This window comes from Enterobacter sp. H2G27, assembly GCF_054403075.1.
This window is the reverse complement of sequence record NZ_JBSVSI010000001.1, coordinates 3,282,384-3,301,343: the sequence shown is the minus strand read 5'-3', so window position 1 is coordinate 3,301,343 and position 18,960 is coordinate 3,282,384. Positions and strand designations below refer to the sequence as shown.

17 protein-coding genes and 5 tRNA genes are annotated in these 18,960 nt (G+C 56.9%); 19 read left to right on the top strand and 3 right to left on the bottom strand.

Annotated elements, in window-relative coordinates; translation table 11 throughout:
* The first annotated feature begins 16 nt into the window (after nt 1–16).
* The 19 genes from mltB to ACW9E7_RS15495 all read left to right on the top strand — a co-directional run bounded on the left by mltB (nt 17) and on the right by ACW9E7_RS15495 (nt 14,402).
* Nucleotides 17–1,117, top strand: a complete 1,101-nt coding sequence (gene mltB, locus ACW9E7_RS15585; protein ID WP_458728042.1) for a lytic murein transglycosylase B — start codon at nt 17–19, stop codon at nt 1,115–1,117.
* Between the two features lie 269 nt (nt 1,118–1,386).
* The gene (locus ACW9E7_RS15580; protein ID WP_115876137.1) at nt 1,387–2,040 is read left to right on the top strand and encodes a metal ABC transporter ATP-binding protein; all 654 of its coding nucleotides are present in this window, start codon (nt 1,387–1,389) and stop codon (nt 2,038–2,040) included.
* On the top strand, nt 2,037–2,897 hold the full coding sequence (locus tag ACW9E7_RS15575) for a metal ABC transporter permease (protein ID WP_032660373.1): 861 nt from the start codon (nt 2,037–2,039) through the stop codon (nt 2,895–2,897). The genes ACW9E7_RS15580 and ACW9E7_RS15575 overlap by 4 nt, the downstream gene beginning before the upstream one ends.
* Nucleotides 2,898–2,911: 14 nt before the next feature.
* The gene (locus ACW9E7_RS15570; RefSeq protein ID WP_111965497.1) at nt 2,912–3,790 is read left to right on the top strand and encodes a metal ABC transporter substrate-binding protein; all 879 of its coding nucleotides are present in this window, start codon (nt 2,912–2,914) and stop codon (nt 3,788–3,790) included.
* Nucleotides 3,791–3,919: 129 nt separating this feature from the next.
* A complete protein-coding gene (gene pncC, locus ACW9E7_RS15565) occupies nt 3,920–4,417 on the top strand; it encodes a nicotinamide-nucleotide amidase (protein ID WP_032643004.1) in 498 nt (165 codons plus the stop codon).
* A gap of 89 nt (nt 4,418–4,506) precedes the next feature.
* Entirely contained in the window at nt 4,507–5,565 is a 1,059-nt protein-coding gene (gene recA, locus ACW9E7_RS15560) for a recombinase RecA (protein ID WP_024907698.1), read from the top strand.
* 69 nt (nt 5,566–5,634) lie between these two features.
* Entirely contained in the window at nt 5,635–6,135 is a 501-nt protein-coding gene (recX, locus tag ACW9E7_RS15555) for a recombination regulator RecX (RefSeq protein WP_111965498.1), read from the top strand.
* 131 nt (nt 6,136–6,266) lie between these two features.
* Nucleotides 6,267–8,894 carry an alanine--tRNA ligase gene (gene alaS / locus ACW9E7_RS15550; RefSeq protein WP_127732104.1) on the top strand — a complete coding sequence of 876 codons (2,628 nt, stop codon included), beginning with the start codon at nt 6,267–6,269 and terminating at the stop codon, nt 8,892–8,894.
* 241 nt (nt 8,895–9,135) lie between these two features.
* Nucleotides 9,136–9,321: a carbon storage regulator CsrA gene (gene csrA / locus ACW9E7_RS15545; RefSeq protein WP_000906486.1), complete on the top strand. Its 186-nt coding sequence runs from the start codon at nt 9,136–9,138 to the stop codon at nt 9,319–9,321.
* Between the two features lie 342 nt (nt 9,322–9,663).
* Nucleotides 9,664–9,756, top strand: a tRNA-Ser gene (locus ACW9E7_RS15540).
* A 4-nt stretch (nt 9,757–9,760) separates the two neighbouring features.
* Nucleotides 9,761–9,837 (top strand) — tRNA-Arg (locus ACW9E7_RS15535).
* 64 nt (nt 9,838–9,901) lie between these two features.
* Nucleotides 9,902–9,978: transfer RNA gene (locus ACW9E7_RS15530), tRNA-Arg, on the top strand.
* Between the two features lie 29 nt (nt 9,979–10,007).
* Nucleotides 10,008–10,084, top strand: a tRNA-Arg gene (locus ACW9E7_RS15525).
* A 28-nt stretch (nt 10,085–10,112) separates the two neighbouring features.
* Nucleotides 10,113–10,189: transfer RNA gene (locus ACW9E7_RS15520), tRNA-Arg, on the top strand.
* A 117-nt stretch (nt 10,190–10,306) separates the two neighbouring features.
* Nucleotides 10,307–10,873, top strand: coding sequence for a fructose-1-phosphate/6-phosphogluconate phosphatase (yqaB, locus tag ACW9E7_RS15515; protein WP_032648006.1), 567 nt, complete (start codon nt 10,307–10,309; stop codon nt 10,871–10,873).
* Nucleotides 10,870–11,298 carry a YqaA family protein gene (locus tag ACW9E7_RS15510; RefSeq protein WP_008499541.1) on the top strand — a complete coding sequence of 143 codons (429 nt, stop codon included), beginning with the start codon at nt 10,870–10,872 and terminating at the stop codon, nt 11,296–11,298. The genes yqaB and ACW9E7_RS15510 overlap by 4 nt, the downstream gene beginning before the upstream one ends.
* Nucleotides 11,299–11,381: 83 nt before the next feature.
* Nucleotides 11,382–12,926, top strand: a complete 1,545-nt coding sequence (gshA, locus tag ACW9E7_RS15505) for a glutamate--cysteine ligase (RefSeq protein WP_115876132.1) — start codon at nt 11,382–11,384, stop codon at nt 12,924–12,926.
* 153 nt (nt 12,927–13,079) lie between these two features.
* Entirely contained in the window at nt 13,080–13,595 is a 516-nt protein-coding gene (luxS, locus tag ACW9E7_RS15500; protein WP_014833019.1) for an S-ribosylhomocysteine lyase, read from the top strand.
* Between the two features lie 42 nt (nt 13,596–13,637).
* Nucleotides 13,638–14,402 (top strand): AraC family transcriptional regulator, encoded by a 765-nt coding sequence (locus tag ACW9E7_RS15495; RefSeq protein ID WP_115876131.1) that lies wholly within the window; start codon nt 13,638–13,640, stop codon nt 14,400–14,402.
* On the opposite strand, the gene leuA is transcribed toward ACW9E7_RS15495, so the two are convergent.
* From leuA to emrA, 3 genes are all read right to left on the bottom strand, one after another.
* Nucleotides 14,389–16,044: a 2-isopropylmalate synthase gene (gene leuA, locus ACW9E7_RS15490; RefSeq protein ID WP_458728041.1), complete on the bottom strand. Its 1,656-nt coding sequence runs from the start codon at nt 16,042–16,044 to the stop codon at nt 14,389–14,391. The genes ACW9E7_RS15495 and leuA overlap by 14 nt on opposite strands.
* Nucleotides 16,045–16,173: 129 nt before the next feature.
* Nucleotides 16,174–17,721 (bottom strand): multidrug efflux MFS transporter permease subunit EmrB, encoded by a 1,548-nt coding sequence (emrB, locus tag ACW9E7_RS15485; RefSeq protein WP_115876129.1) that lies wholly within the window; start codon nt 17,719–17,721, stop codon nt 16,174–16,176.
* Nucleotides 17,722–17,737: 16 nt separating this feature from the next.
* Entirely contained in the window at nt 17,738–18,910 is a 1,173-nt protein-coding gene (emrA, locus tag ACW9E7_RS15480) for a multidrug efflux MFS transporter periplasmic adaptor subunit EmrA (RefSeq protein ID WP_045909303.1), read from the bottom strand.
* Between the last annotated feature and the right edge of the window lie 50 nt (nt 18,911–18,960).

Sequence of the window (18,960 nt, the reverse complement as noted above, 5' to 3'; positions counted from 1 at the left end):
GTTAAATGGATGTCTCATGTTCAAGCGTCGTTATGCAGCGCTGTTGCCTGCGCTTATTCTGCTGTCTGCCTGTAGTAGCAAACCTAAGACCGAAGCCGTTCAGCAAACGGCGGGCGCGCCTTCCGGAGGATTCCTGCTGGAGCCGCAGCACAATATGATGCAGATGGGGGGCGACTTCGCGGATAACCCGGCGGCCGAGCAGTTCATCGATAAAATGGTGAGCAAACACGGCTTTGACAGACAGCAGCTGCACGAAATTTTGTCTCAGGCGAAGCGTCTGGACTACGTGCTGCGTCTGATGGACAGACAGGCGCCGACGGCCCAGGTGCCGAGCGGGCCGAACGGCGCGTGGCTGCGCTATCGCAAGCAGTTTATTACTCCGGACAACGTGCAAAACGGCGTGGCGTTCTGGAATCAGTATGAAGAGGCGCTCAACCGCGCGTGGCAGGTGTACGGCGTACCGCCTGAAATCATCGTCGGGATTATCGGCGTGGAAACCCGCTGGGGCCGCGTGATGGGGAAAACCCGCATCCTGGATGCGCTGGCGACGCTCTCCTTTAACTATCCGCGCCGCGCGGAGTATTTCTCCTCCGAGCTGGAGACCTTCCTGCTGATGGCGCGCAACGAGCAGGACGATCCGCTCGATCTGAAAGGGTCGTTTGCCGGCGCGATGGGCTACGGGCAGTTTATGCCGTCGTCCTATAAACAGTATGCCGTCGACTTTAACGGAGATGGCCATATCAACCTGTGGGATCCGGTGGATGCCATCGGCAGCGTGGCGAACTACTTCAAGGCGCACGGCTGGGTGCCGGGCGGGCAAGTTGCGGTGCAGGCGAACGGCGAGGCGTTTGGGCTGGAAAACGGCTTTAAAACCAAATATAGCGTTGCACAGCTGACGGCGGCAGGCTTAACGCCAACCCAGCCGCTGGGCAACGCGCAACAGGTGAGTCTGCTGCGTCTGGATGTCGGGACGGGCTATCAGTACTGGTACGGTCTGCCGAATTTCTACACCATTACCCGCTATAACCACAGCACCCACTATGCGATGGCTGTATGGCAGCTGGGGCTGGCGGTATCGCAGGCCCGCGTGCCGGCGGCGTCACCGTTTAGTCAGTAAGTCACCTTATTCCCCCTCTCCCTGTGGGAGAGGGCTGGGGTGAGGGCACCCGCGCGCACCTATTTCCCTCAGAAACATTTCGCCACACTCCCTCTGCAAACCCGCCATTTACATCTTAACTACCTTTTATTATTGTTATGTTATAACGTTTAATGTGGTGTCGAGATGTCAACGTCCCTTTTCTCTCTGTCTGCTCCGGTTCGGCTTTTGCTGGCGCTGGTGCTGGTTGTCTTTATTGGGCTGGCCGTGTCCTGGGCGGTGGCATTGCCATGATTGTAATGAATGAACTGGTCGCGGGTTATGAACGCCAGCCCATTACGCGGCCCCTTTCGGGCACGATTGAGCGCGGAAGCATGACCGCCATTATCGGCGCTAACGGCTGCGGGAAATCCACGCTGCTGAAAACGCTGGCGGGGTTTATTCCTCCCGTCAGCGGCGGCTTTCGCTGGCAGGGGAAGCGCCCGGTAATCGGATGGCTGGCACAGCGCCACGCGCTTGAGGCGCAGTTTCCGCTGACCGTACAGGACGTGGTAAGCATGGGCTGCTGGCCGGGCATTTCGCTGTTTTCCGGGTTTCGTCGCGAAGCGCGGCTGCGCCTTGCCAGCGCTCTTGAGCGCGTCGGACTGGAAACCATGGCCTTATCCACCATCGATGAGCTCTCCGGCGGGCAGTTCCAGCGCATGCTGTTTGCCCGCGTTCTGGTACAGCAGGCGCCGCTGGTGATGCTGGATGAGCCCTTTACCGGCGTCGATGAAGCCACCTGCAACGTGCTGATGGACGTGATGCTGGAGATGTATATGCAGGGGCAAACGCTGCTCGCGGTACTGCACGACAGCGAGCGCGTGTCGCGCCATTTCCCGCAAACGCTGCGGCTGGATGCTGACGTGCCCCAGTGGAAAACCGAGCGGGTGAGGGTGGCATGATCTGGCATCTCTTTTTTCAGCCGTTTATTGAGTACGGCTTTATGCGTCGCGCGCTGGTGGTTTGCCTGGCGCTCTCGGTCAGCACCACCGCGCTCGGCGTGTTTCTTCAGCTGCGTCGGATGAGCCTGATGGGCGACGCCCTTTCTCACGCGATTTTGCCGGGTGTCGCCGTGGGGTATTTGCTCAGCGGTATGTCGCTGCTGGCGATGAGTATTGGCGGTTTTATCGCGGGCATTACCGTGGCGCTGCTGGCCGGTCTGGTCAGCCGACGCACGCCGCTTAAGGAAGATGCCAGCTTCGCGGGGTTTTACCTTGGCTCACTGGCGCTGGGCGTCACGCTGGTGTCGCTGCGCGGGTCGAATGTCGATCTGCTGCATCTGCTGTTTGGCTCCATCCTCGCCGTGGACAACGACGCCGCGCTGTTTGTTACGGGCGTGTGTATGTTCACCCTTATCACGCTGGCGCTGTTCTATCGCGGTCTGGTCACAGAAGCGTTTGATACCGCCTGGCTACAGGTGAACGCCCGCTGGCTGCCCGGCCTGCTGCACGGACTGTTTCTGGCGCTGCTGGTTCTTAACCTGGTGGCTGGTTTTCAGGTGCTCGGCACGCTGATGGCCGTCGGGCTGATGATGCTGCCAGCCGTGGCGGCCCGCTGCTGGGTGCGCACGCTGCCTGCGTTACTCCTGATGGCGGGCATCAGCGGTATTTTCTGCGCATGGCTGGGGCTGAGCCTCTCCTGGGCAATGAGTTTGCCTGCCGGGCCATCCATCGTGCTCACCGCCAGCGCGCTGTTCTTTATTTCCATTTTACTGGGCACGCGAAGCAGGCTCGCTGGCAGCCTGCGCGCGCTTTTTTAACGCAAGGGGAAACGATGAAACGAACAGGATTAGTAGTGGCGCTCGCGCTGGGGATGATGTCGCACGGCGTGATGGCGAAAACGCTGAATGTGGTCACCAGCTTTTCGATACTGGGGGATATCACGCAGGAGGTGGGCGGTGACCATGTGAACGTGACGACGCTGGTCGGGCCGGACGGCGATCCGCATACGTTTGAACCGTCGCCGAAAGACAGCGCGGCGCTGAGCAAGGCCGATGTGGTGGTGGTGAACGGCCTGGGGCTGGAGGGCTGGCTCGATCGGCTGGTGAAGGCCTCCGGGTTCAAAGGACAGCTGGTCGTCGCCTCAGCCGGGGTGAAAACTCACACGCTTGAGGAAGATGGAAAGACCGTGACCGATCCGCACGCGTGGAACAGCGCGGCGAACGGGGCGCTGTATGCACAAAATATTCTGAACGGGCTGGTGAAAGCCGATCCGCAGGACAAAGCCGCGCTGGAAGCCTCCGGTAAACCGTATATCGCGCAGCTTAACCAGCTGGATAGCTGGGCCAAAACGCGCTTTAGCCAGATCCCGCAGGCGAAGCGTAACGTGTTGACCAGCCATGACGCGTTTGGCTATTTCAGCCGCGCCTACGGCGTGACGTTTATGGCGCCGCAGGGACTGTCGTCCGAGAGCGAGGCCAGCGCGTCGCAGGTTGCTGAGATTATCAATCAGATCAAAGCCGACGGCGTCAAAACCTGGTTTATGGAAAATCAGCTCGATCCGCGTCTGGTGAAGCAGATAGCGTCGGCGACGGGCGCACAGCCGGGGGGCGAACTGTATCCGGAAGCTCTGTCGGCAAAAGGCGGGGTGGCAGACACCTACGTTAAGGCATTTCGCCACAATGTGAACACCCTCGCCGACAGCATGAAATAACATTTCCACGGCCGGTGCGCCCGCATCGGCTTTTTTCTGAAGCTCCCTCGTAAAACCTGAAGTGCATCCCCACATCTGACGAGAAAGTGCTATCTTGTGCAGCACGTTTTTCTGATGCCTGGAGCGAGAATGACTGACCATGAATTGATGCAGCTTAGCGAGATTGTTGGCCTTGCGCTGAAGCAGCGTGGCGCGACAATCACCACCGCGGAATCCTGCACCGGCGGCTGGGTGGCGAAAGCGATTACCGATATTGCCGGCAGTTCCGCCTGGTTTGAACGCGGATTTGTGACCTACAGTAACGAAGCTAAAGCACAGATGATTGGCGTGCGCGAATCCACGCTTGAACAGCATGGCGCGGTCAGCGAACCGGTGGTGATCGAGATGGCCATTGGTGCGCTCAAAGAGGCGCGCGCAGATTACGCAATTTCCATTAGCGGCATTGCGGGCCCGGACGGCGGTAGCGACGTGAAGCCTGTCGGCACAGTCTGGTTTGGGTTTGCTACTTCTAAAGGCGAAGGCATCACCCGCCGGGAGTGCTTCAGCGGCGATCGCGAAAGCGTGCGTCGTCAGGCAACGGAATATGCGTTAAAAACGCTCTGGCAACAATTTCTACAAAACACTTGATACTGTATGACCATACAGTATAATTGCACCAACAGAACAGAAATCCACGGTGAAGCACAGTCGCTTCTCCCGGCATGACAGGAGTAATAATGGCTATCGACGAAAACAAACAGAAAGCGTTGGCGGCAGCACTGGGCCAGATCGAAAAGCAATTCGGTAAAGGCTCCATCATGCGCCTGGGTGAAGACCGTTCCATGGATGTGGAAACTATCTCCACCGGTTCGCTTTCTCTGGATATCGCGCTGGGCGCTGGCGGCCTGCCTATGGGCCGTATCGTAGAAATCTACGGGCCAGAGTCCTCCGGTAAAACCACCCTGACGCTGCAGGTCATTGCCGCGGCACAGCGCGAAGGTAAAACCTGTGCGTTTATCGATGCCGAGCACGCGCTGGACCCTGTGTATGCCCGTAAGCTGGGCGTCGATATCGACAACCTGCTGTGTTCTCAGCCGGACACCGGTGAGCAGGCACTGGAAATTTGTGACGCGCTGGCGCGTTCTGGTGCTGTTGACGTTATCGTGGTCGACTCCGTTGCCGCACTGACGCCAAAAGCCGAAATCGAAGGCGAAATCGGCGACTCTCATATGGGCCTTGCGGCTCGTATGATGAGCCAGGCGATGCGTAAGCTGGCGGGTAACCTGAAGCAGTCCAACACGCTGCTGATCTTCATCAACCAGATCCGTATGAAAATCGGCGTGATGTTCGGTAACCCGGAAACCACGACCGGGGGGAACGCCCTGAAATTCTACGCCTCTGTCCGTCTGGATATCCGCCGTATCGGCGCGGTGAAAGAGGGTGAGAACGTCGTCGGTAGCGAAACCCGCGTCAAGGTTGTGAAGAACAAAATCGCTGCGCCGTTCAAGCAGGCTGAGTTCCAGATCCTCTACGGCGAAGGTATTAACTTCTTCGGTGAGCTGGTTGACCTGGGCGTGAAAGAGAAGCTGATTGAAAAAGCGGGCGCCTGGTACAGCTACAACGGTGACAAGATTGGTCAGGGTAAAGCGAATGCCATCTCCTGGCTGAAAGAGAACCCGGCTGCGGCGAAAGAGATCGAGAAGAAAGTGCGTGAGCTTCTGCTGAACAACCAGGACTCCACGCCTGATTTCGCGGTTGATAGCGCGGATGCTGAAGAAACTAACGAAGACTTTTAATTCTCTCGTTTAACAATGAAGGGCTGCTGATGCGGCCCTTTTTGCATTTCTGAACCAGCAGGTTTTTTTATGAGTGAACCGACAACACGTCGACCCGCGTATGCACGCTTACTTGATCGCGCGGTGCGCATCCTGGCCGTCCGTGACCACAGTGAACAGGAGCTGCGGCGAAAACTGTCGGCGCCGGTGATGAGTAAAAACGGCCCGGAAGAGATTGATGCCGCCGCGGAAGATTATGACCGCGTCATCGCCTGGTGCTATGAGCATCGCTATCTTGATGACGAGCGTTTTGCCTCGCGGTTTCTCGCCAGCCGTGGCCGTAAAGGATACGGGCCCGCGCGCATCCGGCAGGAGCTAAACCAGAAAGGGGTAGCCCGGGAGTCCATCGAAAAAGCGATGCGCGAATGCGATATTGACTGGTGCGAACTGGCAAGAGAACAGGCGATTCGCAAGTACGGCGAGCCGCTGCCGCGTGAATTTTCAGAAAAAGTTAAAATCCAGCGCTTTTTGCTCTACCGCGGCTTTCTGATGGAAGATATTCAGGATATCTGGCGTAATTTTGCCGATTGAACGCATGCGGGATTTTACTTCCCACTAAAGAAAACTTATCTTATTCCCACTTTTTCCAGTAGCTGGTCTGTCCAACGGTTTACCGATACAGGCTGGCTACGACATTTCGTTAGCTTGATTTCAGGATAATTATGAGCAAGAGCACCGCTGAGATCCGTCAGGCGTTTCTCGATTTTTTCCATAGTAAGGGACACCAGGTTGTTGCCAGCAGCTCCCTGGTACCGAACAACGATCCGACTCTGCTGTTTACCAACGCCGGGATGAACCAGTTCAAGGATGTGTTCCTTGGTCTCGACAAGCGTAATTATTCCCGCGCCACAACCTCACAGCGTTGCGTGCGTGCGGGCGGTAAACACAACGACCTGGAAAACGTCGGTTACACCGCGCGTCACCACACCTTCTTCGAAATGCTGGGTAACTTCAGCTTCGGCGACTACTTCAAACACGATGCCATTCAGTATGCGTGGGAACTGCTGACCGGTGAAAACTGGTTCAACCTGCCGAAAGAGCGTCTGTGGGTTACCGTCTATGAAACCGATGACGAAGCCTACGAAATCTGGGAAAAAGAAGTCGGGATCCCGCGCGAGCGTATTATTCGCATCGGCGATAACAAAGGCGCGCCTTACGCGTCCGACAACTTCTGGCAGATGGGTGACACCGGCCCTTGCGGTCCGTGCACCGAGATCTTCTACGATCACGGCGACCACATCTGGGGCGGCCCTCCAGGAAGCCCGGAAGAAGACGGCGATCGCTACATTGAGATCTGGAACATCGTCTTCATGCAGTTCAACCGTCAGGCCGACGGTACGATGGAGCCGCTGCCGAAGCCTTCCGTTGATACCGGTATGGGCCTGGAGCGTATTGCCGCGGTTCTGCAGCACGTTAACTCCAACTATGAGATTGACCTGTTTAGCACCCTGATCAAAGCCGTTGCCGAAGTCACCGGCGCGACCGATCTGAACAACAAATCGCTGCGCGTTATCGCGGACCACATTCGCTCCTGCGCGTTCCTGATTGCAGACGGCGTTATCCCGTCGAATGAAAACCGTGGCTACGTGCTGCGTCGTATCATTCGTCGTGCTATTCGTCACGGCAACATGCTGGGCGCGAAGGACACCTTCTTCTACAAACTCGTTGGGCCACTGATCGGCGTGATGGGTTCAGCCGGTGACGAGCTGAAACGCCAGCAGGCGCAGGTTGAGCAGGTTCTGAAAACCGAAGAAGAGCAGTTTGCCCGTACTCTGGAGCGCGGTCTGGCGCTGCTGGACGAAGAGCTGGCGAAGCTCAAGGGCGACACGCTGGATGGCGAAACCGCTTTCCGCCTGTACGACACCTACGGCTTCCCGGTTGACCTGACAGCGGACGTTTGCCGCGAGCGCAACATCAAAGTTGACGAAGCGGGCTTCGAAGCCGCGATGGAAGAGCAGCGCCGTCGTGCGCGTGAGTCCAGCGGTTTCGGTGCAGACTACAACGCGATGATCCGCGTTGATAGCGCGTCTGAATTCAAAGGTTATGAGGCGCTGGAACTGACCGGCAAAGTGACCGCCCTGTTTGTTGACGGCAAAGCCGTGGACAGCATCAGTGCGGGTCAGGATGCGGTTGTCATTCTGGACAAAACGCCGTTCTACGCCGAATCCGGCGGCCAGGTTGGTGATAAAGGCGAACTGAAGGGCAATGGCTTTAGCTTCAGCGTCAGCGACACCCAAAAATACGGTCAGGCGATTGGTCACCAGGGCAAACTGGTTTCCGGTTCTCTGAAAGTGGGCGAGGGCGTCCAGGCTAACGTTGATGAAGCTCGCCGCGCGCGCATTCGTCTGAACCACTCGGCAACCCACCTGATGCACGCGGCCCTGCGCGATGTGCTCGGTACCCACGTTGCACAGAAAGGTTCTCTGGTTAACGACAAAGTGCTGCGCTTCGACTTCTCGCATTTTGAAGCGATGAAACCATCTGAAATCCGTGCGGTGGAAGATCTGGTAAACGCGCAGATCCGTCGTAACCTGCCAATCGAGACTCATATCATGGATCTTGAGGACGCGAAGAAAAAAGGTGCGATGGCGCTGTTTGGTGAGAAATATGACGATCGTGTTCGCGTGTTGAGCATGGGCGACTTCTCTACCGAGCTGTGCGGTGGTACACACGCCTCGCGCACCGGTGACATCGGCCTGTTCCGTATTGTTTCCGAGTCGGGTACGGCGGCAGGCGTGCGTCGTATTGAAGCGGTGACCGGTGAAGGTGCGATTGCCAGCCTGCATGCGCAGAGCGATCAGCTGCACGATATCGCGCAACTGCTGAAAGGCGATAGCCAGAACCTGGGCGAGAAAGTGCGCGTTGCGCTGGATCGCACGCGTCAGCTGGAAAAAGAGCTGCAGCAGCTGAAAGAGCAGGCTGCGGCGCAGGAGAGTGCAAACCTCTCCAGCAAGGCTGTAGACATTAAGGGCGTCAAACTGCTGGTCAGCGATCTGGCGGGCGTTGAGCCTAAGATGCTGCGTACTATGGTCGACGATCTCAAGAACCAGCTTGGTTCTACCGTCATCGTGCTGGCGACAGTGGCAGAAGGTAAGGTTTCTCTGATTGCGGGCGTATCTAAGGATGTGACCGACCGCGTAAAAGCAGGGGAACTGATTGGTATGGTCGCTCAGCAGGTGGGCGGCAAGGGGGGCGGTCGTCCGGACATGGCGCAAGCCGGTGGTACGGATGCGGCGGCACTCCCTGCAGCATTGGCCAGCGTTGAAAGCTGGGTAAGCGCGAAACTGTAATAACTACAAAGCACAAGCAGACGCCATAGCGGTAACGTTATGGCGTCTTGTTCACTGTGCTATCGATAACGATAAAGTCAGGTTGAGTTTGTGTATATCGGCTAAACTTACGTTTAACAGAATGTGATGCCGTGACTGCTTACACTTTACGTGTTTGTCATCGCTTACTTTTTGGCGTTATATGATGGATAATGCCGGGATACAAGAGACCCGACTCTTTTAATCTTTCAAGGAGCAAAGAATGCTGATTCTGACTCGTCGAGTTGGTGAGACCCTCATGATTGGGGATGAGGTCACCGTGACAGTTTTAGGGGTAAAGGGTAACCAGGTACGTATTGGTGTTAACGCTCCTAAAGAAGTATCTGTCCACCGTGAAGAGATCTACCAGCGTATCCAGGCTGAAAAATCCCAGCAGTCCAGTTACTGATATTGTCGCGTCTCGCTGTCGGGCGAGACGCAACCCTCCTGTCATTTTTCCTGCTCAAAGTTACCGTTTAATTTCAATCGCTCTCTTTTTAACCGCTCCATAACCCTTAACTCGTCCTATCGCCGCCTTTTCTGCATAGGTTTTCTGTGAAGAATCCTGCAAAATCCGCTTATAAAACACCCTCTTTGCGGCTTTTACATGCGAATTGCGTGTGATTTGTGCAAACGATAAAAGCTTTTGGAAAATTGTTTGACTTATAAGTCCCAGAAAGTAATATATGCGCCACGCAGCGACGAGAAGCTCTTAACGAGTTGCTCGAAGCACTCGAAAGAGGCGTTGAGTGGTGAGGTGGCCGAGAGGCTGAAGGCGCTCCCCTGCTAAGGGAGTATGCGGTCAAAAGCTGCATCCGGGGTTCGAATCCCCGCCTCACCGCCATTTTGCATCCGTAGCTCAGCTGGATAGAGTACTCGGCTACGAACCGAGCGGTCGGAGGTTCGAATCCTCCCGGATGCACCATCTATTACTTCATATTGCTTTAGAAGTGATATGAATATCGAGCAGTACAGTAGTAAATCCCGATGCATCCGTAGCTCAGCTGGATAGAGTACTCGGCTACGAACCGAGCGGTCGGAGGTTCGAATCCTCCCGGATGCACCATTTACTATTTCTGAAAGCAGTACCCTGATGCATCCGTAGCTCAGCTGGATAGAGTACTCGGCTACGAACCGAGCGGTCGGAGGTTCGAATCCTCCCGGATGCACCATTTACTGTTTCTGAAAGCATTTCCCGATGCATCCGTAGCTCAGCTGGATAGAGTACTCGGCTACGAACCGAGCGGTCGGAGGTTCGAATCCTCCCGGATGCACCATCTTCTCCTTCTTTGTTTATTCCTTCGACGTTCCGTCAGCAATCACACTCTCAGTCAGCGACAAAAACCACCATTTACGATAAAGTAATGCTTTGTTAATCGTTTAGCGAGAGCACGATGTACGCACAGTATGACGGTTTGATCTTCGATATGGATGGCACTCTCCTGGATACCGAACCCACGCATCGTCAAGCCTGGACAGACGTCCTGGGCCGCTACGGTATGCGTTTCGATCTTCAGGCGATGATTGCCCTCAACGGATCTCCCACCTGGCGTATTGCACAGGCCGTGATTGAACTGAATCAGGCCGATCTCGACCCGCACCTGCTCGCGCGCGAAAAAACCGATGCAGTAAAAGCCATGCTTTTAGATACCGTACGCCCTCTGCCGCTGATTGATGTGGTAAAAGAGTGGCACGGGCGTCGCCCGATGTCGGTAGGAACAGGCAGCGAAAGTGCGATTGCAGAAGCTTTGCTCAATCATCTTGGCCTGCGCCACTATTTTTCTGCCGTGGTCGCCGCCGATCATGTTAAACATCACAAGCCCGCACCGGACACCTTCCTGCTTTGCGCAGAATTAATGGGCGTCCCGGCCGCAAAATGCGTCGTGTTTGAAGATGCCGATTTCGGCATCCAGGCCGCGCGTGATGCCGGAATGGATGCGGTGGATGTACGCTTACTGTGAGTGACGCGCTGTCACTTGCCTCATTATTCGCCAGCAGTTTTTTAAGCGCCACGCTGTTACCGGGAAATTCGGAAGTGGTGCTGGTGGCGATGCTGTTGTCCGGCGTGAGTCAGCCCTGGCTGCTTGTATTAATAGCAACAATGGGTAATAGCCTTGGAGGGCTGACTAACGTTATTCTTGGGCGTTTCTTTCCGCTGCGTGAAAAATCGCGCTGGCAGGAAAAGGCAGTCGGCTGGCTAAAACGCTATGGCGCTGCCACGCTGTTATTAAGCTGGATGCCTGTAATAGGCGATTTACTGTGTCTGCTGGCGGGATGGATGCGCATCTCCTGGGGACCGGTGCTCTTTTTTTTGTGCCTTGGCAAGGCGTTGCGCTATGTTCTCGTGGCGTGGGCAACACTACAGGGTATGACGTGGTGGCACTAATTGGTGGAATGAATACGCGACCTTCAATCGTCAACCATTACAATTATGCTGAGTAACATTACTTTGACAGGCGGGAGGTCAATTTGATCCCGGACGTATCTCAGGCGCTGGCCTGGCTGGAAAACCACCCTCAGGCATTGAAGGGTATTCAGCGTGGTCTTGAGCGTGAAACGCTGCGCGTTAACGCAGACGGCAGTTTAGCGACGACGGGTCACCCGAAGGCGTTAGGCTCGGCGCTGACACATAAATGGATCACAACCGATTTCGCTGAAGCGCTGCTGGAGTTCATCACCCCAGTAGAGGGTGATATTGATCATATGCTGACGATCATGCGCGATATCCATCGTTATACCGCGCGCAACCTGGGCGACGAACGTATGTGGCCCCTCAGCATGCCGTGCTATATCGAGCAGGGCCAGGAGATTGAGCTGGCGCAGTACGGCACGTCAAATATCGGCCGGCTGAAAACGCTCTATCGTGAAGGGCTGAAAAACCGCTACGGCGCGTTGATGCAGACGATCTCGGGTGTGCATTACAACTTCTCGCTGCCAATGGCATTCTGGCAGGCGAAATGCGGTGAAACGGATAAAGACGCGATCTCGGAGGGCTATTTCCGCCTCATCCGCAACTATTACCGTTTCGGCTGGGTGATCCCGTATCTGTTTGGTGCCTCCCCGGCGATCTGTTCTTCGTTCCTGCAGGGGAAACCGACCACGCTGCCGTTCGAGAAGACCGAGTGCGGAATGTACTATCTTCCGTACGCCACCTCTCTGCGGCTGAGCGATCTCGGCTATACCAATAAATCGCAAAGCAATCTCGGTATTACGTTTAACGAATTGCACGAATATGTGGCAGGATTGAAGCGGGCGATCAAAACCCCGTCGGAAGAGTACGAGAAAATCGGCCTCGAAAAAGACGGCAAGCGCCTGCAAATCAACAGCAATGTGCTGCAGATTGAGAACGAGCTGTATGCGCCTATTCGGCCTAAGCGCGTAACGCGCAGCGGTGAAACCCCGTCGGATGCGCTGCAGCGCGGCGGGATCGAATACATTGAAGTGCGTTCGCTGGATATCAACCCGTTCTCACCGATTGGCGTTGATGAGCAGCAGGTTCGCTTCCTGGATCTGTTTATGGTCTGGTGCGTGCTGGCGGATGCGCCGGAAATGAGTTCAGACGAACTGCTCTGTACCCGAACAAACTGGAACCGCGTTATTCTGGAAGGACGTAAACCGGGTCTGACGCTGGGTATCGGCTGCGAAACGGCACAGTTCCCGCTGACGAAAGTCGGTAAAGATCTGTTCCGCGATCTGAAGCGAGTTGCCCGGACGATGGACAGCATCGACGGTGGCGACGCATATCAACAGATTTGCGACCAGCTGGTAGCGTGCTTTGATAACCCGGAACTGACATTCTCAGCGCGTATTCTGCGTTCTATGATCGATCAGGGCATTGGTGGTACGGGTCGCTCACTTTCGGCGGAGTACCGTGAAATGCTGATACAGGAGCCGTTAGAAATCCTGAGCGAATCAGATTTTGTCGCGGAACGCGAAGCGTCCGTGGTGCGTCAGAAAGAGGTTGAAGCGGCGGATACCGAGTCGTTTGAGGCGTTTCTGGCTAAGCAGGCTTAAGCAGAAAAGAAAAAGGCCACATCGCTGTGGCCAAAATATACATCTCTGAATTCAGGGATGATGATAACAAATGCGCGTCTTTCATATACTCAGACGCGCATTCTGTAGAAGAGTTCAGTTTATTTTAAAAAAAATCACTGTCGGAGGTGACGTATGCCGTTATTAGATAGCTTTACTGTCGACCATACCCGTATGGAAGCACCTGCAGTCCGCGTGGCGAAGACCATGCACACCCCGCACGGCGACACGATCACCGTTTTCGATCTGCGTTTCTGCGTGCCAAACAAAGAAGTGATGCCGGAGAAAGGCATTCATACGCTGGAACACCTGTTCGCTGGCTTCATGCGTGACCACCTGAACGGCAACGGCGTTGAGATCATCGATATCTCTCCGATGGGCTGCCGTACCGGTTTCTACATGAGCCTGATTGGTCAGCCTGAAGAGAAACGTGTGGCAGATGCCTGGAAAGCGGCCATGCAGGACGTGCTGAAGGTGAAAGAGCAGAACCAGATCCCAGAGCTGAACGTTTACCAGTGCGGCACCTACCAGATGCACTCTCTGGAAGAAGCGCAGGAAATCGCGCGTCATATCATCGAGCGTGATGTGCGCGTGAACAGCAACGAAGAGCTGGCCCTGCCGAAAGAAAAACTGCAGGAACTGCACATCTAGTGCACCTTTTCCCTCTCCCTCAGGGAGAGGGTTGTTTAACCCATGACCACAACCTCGACTTTTTCCTTTATCCACCGTCCCCTCGTTCCGTTTGCCCATGATTACATTCATGGTGACAGCGAACCCTGGCACAAGCACGACTGCGCGCAGCTGCTGCACACCCTGAGCGGCGTGGTACGGGTGGATACCGCATCTGGCTGTTGGGTTGTGCCTCCCGGTCGCGGCGTCTGGCTGCCTGCGGGGACTCGCCACTCGCTTCGCATCACCGGCAACGTGGCGGCGCGAACGCTGTTTATCGATCCGCTGGCGCGGGCCGATCTCCCGGCCACCTGCCAGATCGTGCAGATAACGCCGCTGCTGCGCGAGCTGATCCTCGTCTGCCTTGCTTTACCTGAATCGTACTCACCCGGAAGCCGGGATGAGCGCGTCTATGAGCTCATTCTCGATGAAATCCGCACTATGCCGGTGCTGCCGTTTCACCTGCCGGAGCCGGAAAGTGAGGCGCTACGTCGCCTGTGTCTGCAAATCCGGCAAAACCCGGGGGAAAGCTGGACCAGCGCGCAGGCGGCGAGCATGATGAACGTGAGCGAGCGCACCCTGAACCGCCATTTTCAGCAGCAGACGGGATTAAGCTACGTCGAGTGGCTGAGAAGGGCGCGCCTGCTGGAAGCCTTAGTGCGGCTGGCGCAGGGCCAGCCGGTATTACGCGTGGCGCTGGATCTGGGGTACGGCAGTCACAGCGCCTTTACGGCCATGTTCCGTCGGGTGATGGGCGTCTCTCCCAGCGATTACTTTAAGAACGACTGACGGCGTTAAACAGCGCCTGAAGCGACGCGCGCGCCACGTCGCTGTCAATGCCTACGCCCCAGCGGCTGCTGCCGTCCTGGAACAGGCAGCGGATGTAGGCCACCGAGCGGCTGTCGCTGCGTTCGCCTAACGTATGCTCGTGGTAATCCTTTATCACGAACGGGGCGTTGACCCAGCGGCTTAAGCCGTGAGCGGCGGCGGAGAGCAGACCGTTACCCTGACCCTCCAGCTGGCGCGTTCCTCCCTGTGTGGCGACGCTGGCCGTCAGACGCAGCTGGCCGTCCTGCTGGCTGTCGCTGCGGTAGGATTGCAGCGCATAGTGCGGCGATGCTACCAGGCCGTAGCGGGCGCGGAACAGCTGCCACAGCGCATTATGCGTCATCTCTTTTCCGTGGCGATCGGTTTCCTGCTGCACGTGCAGGCTGAAATCCTGCTGAAGGGCGCGAGGTAATTTCAGGCCATGATTCTGTTCGATGAGCCATGCGCTGCCGCTTTTTCCTGACTGGCTGTTTACGCGGATCACCGCTTCGTAGGTGCAGCCGATGTCCTGGGGATCGACGGGAAGGTAAGGCATCTCCCAGCGATCGCCTGGCCTGCGGGCATCAAAGCCTTTTTTGATCGCGTCCTGATGCGAGCCGGAGAAGGCGGTATAGGCCAGCCGTCCTGCCCACGGATGGCGCGGGTGCACCGGCAGCTGGTTGCAGGTTTCCACCACTTCCACCACCCGATTCATATCGCTAAAGTCCAGATTCGGGCTAACCCCCTGGCTGTAGAGGTTCATCGCCAGCGTTACCAGGCAGACGTTGCCCGTACGTTCCCCGTTACCAAACAGACAGCCCTCCACGCGGTCAGCCCCCGCCATTACGGCCAGCTCCGCGCAGGCGACGCCGGTACCGCGGTCGTTATGCGGATGCACGCTGATGCAGACGTCGCGGCGGCGGCTAAAGTGGCGACAGAAGTACTCGATCTGGTCGGCATAGACGTTCGGCGTGCTCACTTCGACGGTGGCGGGTAAGTTGATCACCAAAAGCCGTTCGTCGCACGGCTGCCAGATCTCCGCCACGGCTTCACAAATCTCCAGCGCAAACTCCGGCTCGGTAAAGCAGAAGGTTTCCGGAGAGTATTCATACTGCCAGCGGGTGTCGGGATTTTCCTCACACAGCTGGCGAATAAGCCGCGTCGCGCGCGTCGCCAGCTCAACGATTTGCGCTTTCTCCATGCCGAAGACCAGGCGGCGGAACAGCAGGGCGGTGGCGTTATACAGATGTACGGTTGCCTGCTTTGCGCCGCGCAGGGATTCAAAAGTGCGATGGATGAGATCTTCCCGCGCCTGGGTTAATACCTGAATCGTCACGTCATCCGGGATGCGGTTCTCTTCAATCAGCTGGCGAACGAAGTTGAAATCCGTCTGCGAGGCTGAAGGAAAAGCCACCTCAATTTCTTTGAATCCGCAGCCCAGCAGCAAATCCCAGAACTGCAGCTTGCGGGTGCTGTCCATCGGCTCGGCAAGGGCCTGGTTGCCGTCGCGCAGGTCGGTTGAGAGCCAGCGCGGCGCGCGGGTGATGCGTTGCTCCGGCCAGCGGCGGTCGGGCAGGGAAAGGGTCGGATAGGGTTGGTACTTGTCGGCGGGTGTGTTCAGCATGATGCGCTCCTGTTGTCTTTTCACTATCGTGAATTGATTACAGGAGCGCTGCTTTATCGAAACTGACAATCGCTGTCGCGTTCTGGACAACCGGGGCGGTTGCCCTGTGGCGGCTACCAGCGCAGAGGATTAATGCGCACCGCCGCCGCCGCCGCCGGCACCAAACGGCGGTCTGGCAAACCACACCAGCCCCAGCAGGATGATAAAGATCCCTGCCGATATCCAGAAAATCTCGTTGGCCGAGATAATTAGCCCCTGGTTGGTGATCTGCTGGGCAATCCAGCCGGACGCCTGCTGCTCCGTCATTCCCATCCCCTGAAGCTGGCTATACATCTGCTGAGCATTCGGGTTGTACGGGTTCACCGCTTCGGTCAGCTGGGCGTGGTGCATCGATTCACGGTTCGTCCACAGGGTGGTGGTGATCGACGTACCGATGGAGCCCGCCAGCGTACGGGTGAAGTTCGACAGGCTAGACGCGGCCGCCAGACGCTCGGGCGGTAAGCCAGAGAGCGTGATGGTAGTCAGCGGCATAAAGAAGCACGCGACCGCGAAGCCCTGAATGAACTGCGGCCACGCAGAGGCGCCAAAGTCCATTCCTGGCTCAAAGGTATACGCACGCCAGTAGAAGCACACCGCATACATGATGAAGCTGAACGTCACCAGACGGCGCATGTCGAGCTTATGGGCGAAGCGGCCAATTATCGGTGACAGCAGGACCGGGATCACCCCGACCGGCGCTGAGGCCAGACCCGCCCAGGTTGCGGTATAGCCATACACCTCCTGCAATAGCTGCGGCAGCAGAACAATCGCGCCGAAGTAGAGCATATAGGCGAGGCTGATACACAGACAGCCAATGGTAAAGTTTCGCGACTTAAACAGCGAGAGATCGACTATCGGGTTGTCGTCCGTCAGCTCCCAGACGATCAGGAAGCTTATCGACACCACCGCGACAATGGTCAGGATGATAATTTCCTGCGAGTTGAACCAGTCGAGCTCTTTACCGCGGTCGAGCATGATCTGCAGACTGCCGATACCCAGGATCAGCAGCGCCAGCCCGATGCTGTCGATTCGCCGCTGTTCGGTGCGGGTCTCACGTCCCCGCAGCGACTGCAGCGTCATTAATACCACGACCGCGCCAATCGGTACGTTGATGAAGAAGATCCAGCCCCAGTGGTAGTTATCGCTGATGTACCCGCCCAGAATCGGTCCGCAGATAGGCGCGACGATAACGGTCATCGACCAGAGCGCCAGCGCGACGGAACGTTTTGCGGGAGGGTAGTTGCTCAGCAGCAAACTCTGGGAAAGCGGGATCAGCGGCCCGGCGACAATCCCCTGAATGACGCGGAAGAAAATCAGCATCGTCAGGCTGCTGGACATGCCGCACGCCCACGAGGCCAGTACAAACGCCACCGTGGACCAGAGGAACAGCTTCACCTCACCGACGCGCTTTGCCAGCCAGCCGGTAATCGGAATGGAGATGGCGTTTGCCACCCCAAACGAGGTAATGACCCAGGTCCCCTGGCTCAGCGACGAGCCAAGGTTACCGGCAATGGTCGGGATCGCCACGTTTGCGATGGTGGAGTCCAGCACCTGCATGAATGTCGCCAGCGACAGCGCTATGGTCATAATGACCAGCTGCGCCCCTTCCAGCGGTTTTTGCGGCTTTTGCTGTTGCATAACGCTCACCTTCGGATTAACCGGCGTTTGCCTTCACGATGTCATCGATCAGCTTGTTGACCGGATCGAGGCTAATTTCACGGGCGTTACTTTCATAAGCCGGGCTGCTGCGCACCTGGCTTGCCAGGATCTGACCGTCGCGGTTGGCGGTGTCAACGGTCACCAGCGTAGAGAGGCCGATACGCAGCGGGTGATCCGCCAGCTGTTTGGCATCCAGTTCGATACGCACGGGCAGACGCTGAACCACTTTGATCCAGTTACCGGTGGCGTTCTGCGCAGGCAGCAGGGAGAAGGCGCTGCCGGTCCCCATATCCAGGCCGACCACTTTACCGGTGTACTTCACGTCATCGCCGTAAATGTCGCTGACAACCGTCGCGGTCTGGCCGATACGCATATGGGCAAGCTGCGTCTCTTTAAAGTTGGCGTCGACCCAAAGATTGTCTGCCGGCACGACCGCCATCAGCGGCGTGGTTGGGCTAATCTGCGCTCCTGGCTGGACGGAACGACGGGAGACATAGCCGGTCATCGGGCTGACGATTTTGGTACGCTGCAGGGCAAGCCACGCGTTGCGCACTTCGGTCGCCGCCTGCTGTACGGCGGGCTGGTTTTCCAGACTGGTGCCCAGCACCATCGCCTGGTTGGCGTTGTACTGTTGAATGGCCACATCCAGCTGTGCCTGAGCGCTGGCAACGGCATCGCGGGCGTGCTGCAGCTCTTCACGGCCAATCAGGTTGGCGGTGCCGAGCGGCACGCGGCGGTTCAGGTCGCTCTGCGCCTGCGCCAGCGCTGTTTTCTGCACGTCGATGTTGGCCTGCAGCTGTTTGCTGTTGATCATCAGCTGGCGGGTCTGACGGACGCTGGAGGCCAGCGCGGTCTGTGCTTTTTCAAAAGCCTGCTGGGCGTCGGTTGGATCGAGGGTCACCAACACATCGCCTTTTTGCACAAAGTCGGTATTGTCAGCCCAGACTTTCGTCACGCTGCCCGACACCTGCGCCATAATTTGTACCTGGTTCCCTGCCACGTACGCGTCGTCAGTCTCTTCAGCATGACGCAGTACTAAAAACCAATAGATCCCATATGCCACGGCAATAATGATAAAGAGCAAGGTCAACAGAAGAAGGGCGCTCTTACGTTTGCCTTTCTTGTTGGCCGGTTGCTGCGGGGTAGTGCTCTCCGCATTTGCGCTCATTGTTGTTCTCCACGATCTTCTTATTTTCACATCGGCTGAGCCGACCTGTT

Coding starts and splice junctions, on each gene's coding strand:
- mltB (WP_458728042.1), top strand. CDS start 17: ATGTTCAAGCGTCGTTATGCAGCGCTGTTGCCTGCGCTTATTCTGCTG.
- ACW9E7_RS15580 (WP_115876137.1), top strand. CDS start 1,387: ATGATTGTAATGAATGAACTGGTCGCGGGTTATGAACGCCAGCCCATT.
- ACW9E7_RS15575 (WP_032660373.1), top strand. CDS start 2,037: ATGATCTGGCATCTCTTTTTTCAGCCGTTTATTGAGTACGGCTTTATG.
- ACW9E7_RS15570 (WP_111965497.1), top strand. CDS start 2,912: ATGAAACGAACAGGATTAGTAGTGGCGCTCGCGCTGGGGATGATGTCG.
- pncC (WP_032643004.1), top strand. CDS start 3,920: ATGACTGACCATGAATTGATGCAGCTTAGCGAGATTGTTGGCCTTGCG.
- recA (WP_024907698.1), top strand. CDS start 4,507: ATGGCTATCGACGAAAACAAACAGAAAGCGTTGGCGGCAGCACTGGGC.
- recX (WP_111965498.1), top strand. CDS start 5,635: ATGAGTGAACCGACAACACGTCGACCCGCGTATGCACGCTTACTTGAT.
- alaS (WP_127732104.1), top strand. CDS start 6,267: ATGAGCAAGAGCACCGCTGAGATCCGTCAGGCGTTTCTCGATTTTTTC.
- csrA (WP_000906486.1), top strand. CDS start 9,136: ATGCTGATTCTGACTCGTCGAGTTGGTGAGACCCTCATGATTGGGGAT.
- yqaB (WP_032648006.1), top strand. CDS start 10,307: ATGTACGCACAGTATGACGGTTTGATCTTCGATATGGATGGCACTCTC.
- luxS (WP_014833019.1), top strand. CDS start 13,080: ATGCCGTTATTAGATAGCTTTACTGTCGACCATACCCGTATGGAAGCA.
- ACW9E7_RS15495 (WP_115876131.1), top strand. CDS start 13,638: ATGACCACAACCTCGACTTTTTCCTTTATCCACCGTCCCCTCGTTCCG.
- leuA (WP_458728041.1), bottom strand. CDS start 16,044: ATGCTGAACACACCCGCCGACAAGTACCAACCCTATCCGACCCTTTCC.
- emrB (WP_115876129.1), bottom strand. CDS start 17,721: ATGCAACAGCAAAAGCCGCAAAAACCGCTGGAAGGGGCGCAGCTGGTC.
- emrA (WP_045909303.1), bottom strand. CDS start 18,910: ATGAGCGCAAATGCGGAGAGCACTACCCCGCAGCAACCGGCCAACAAG.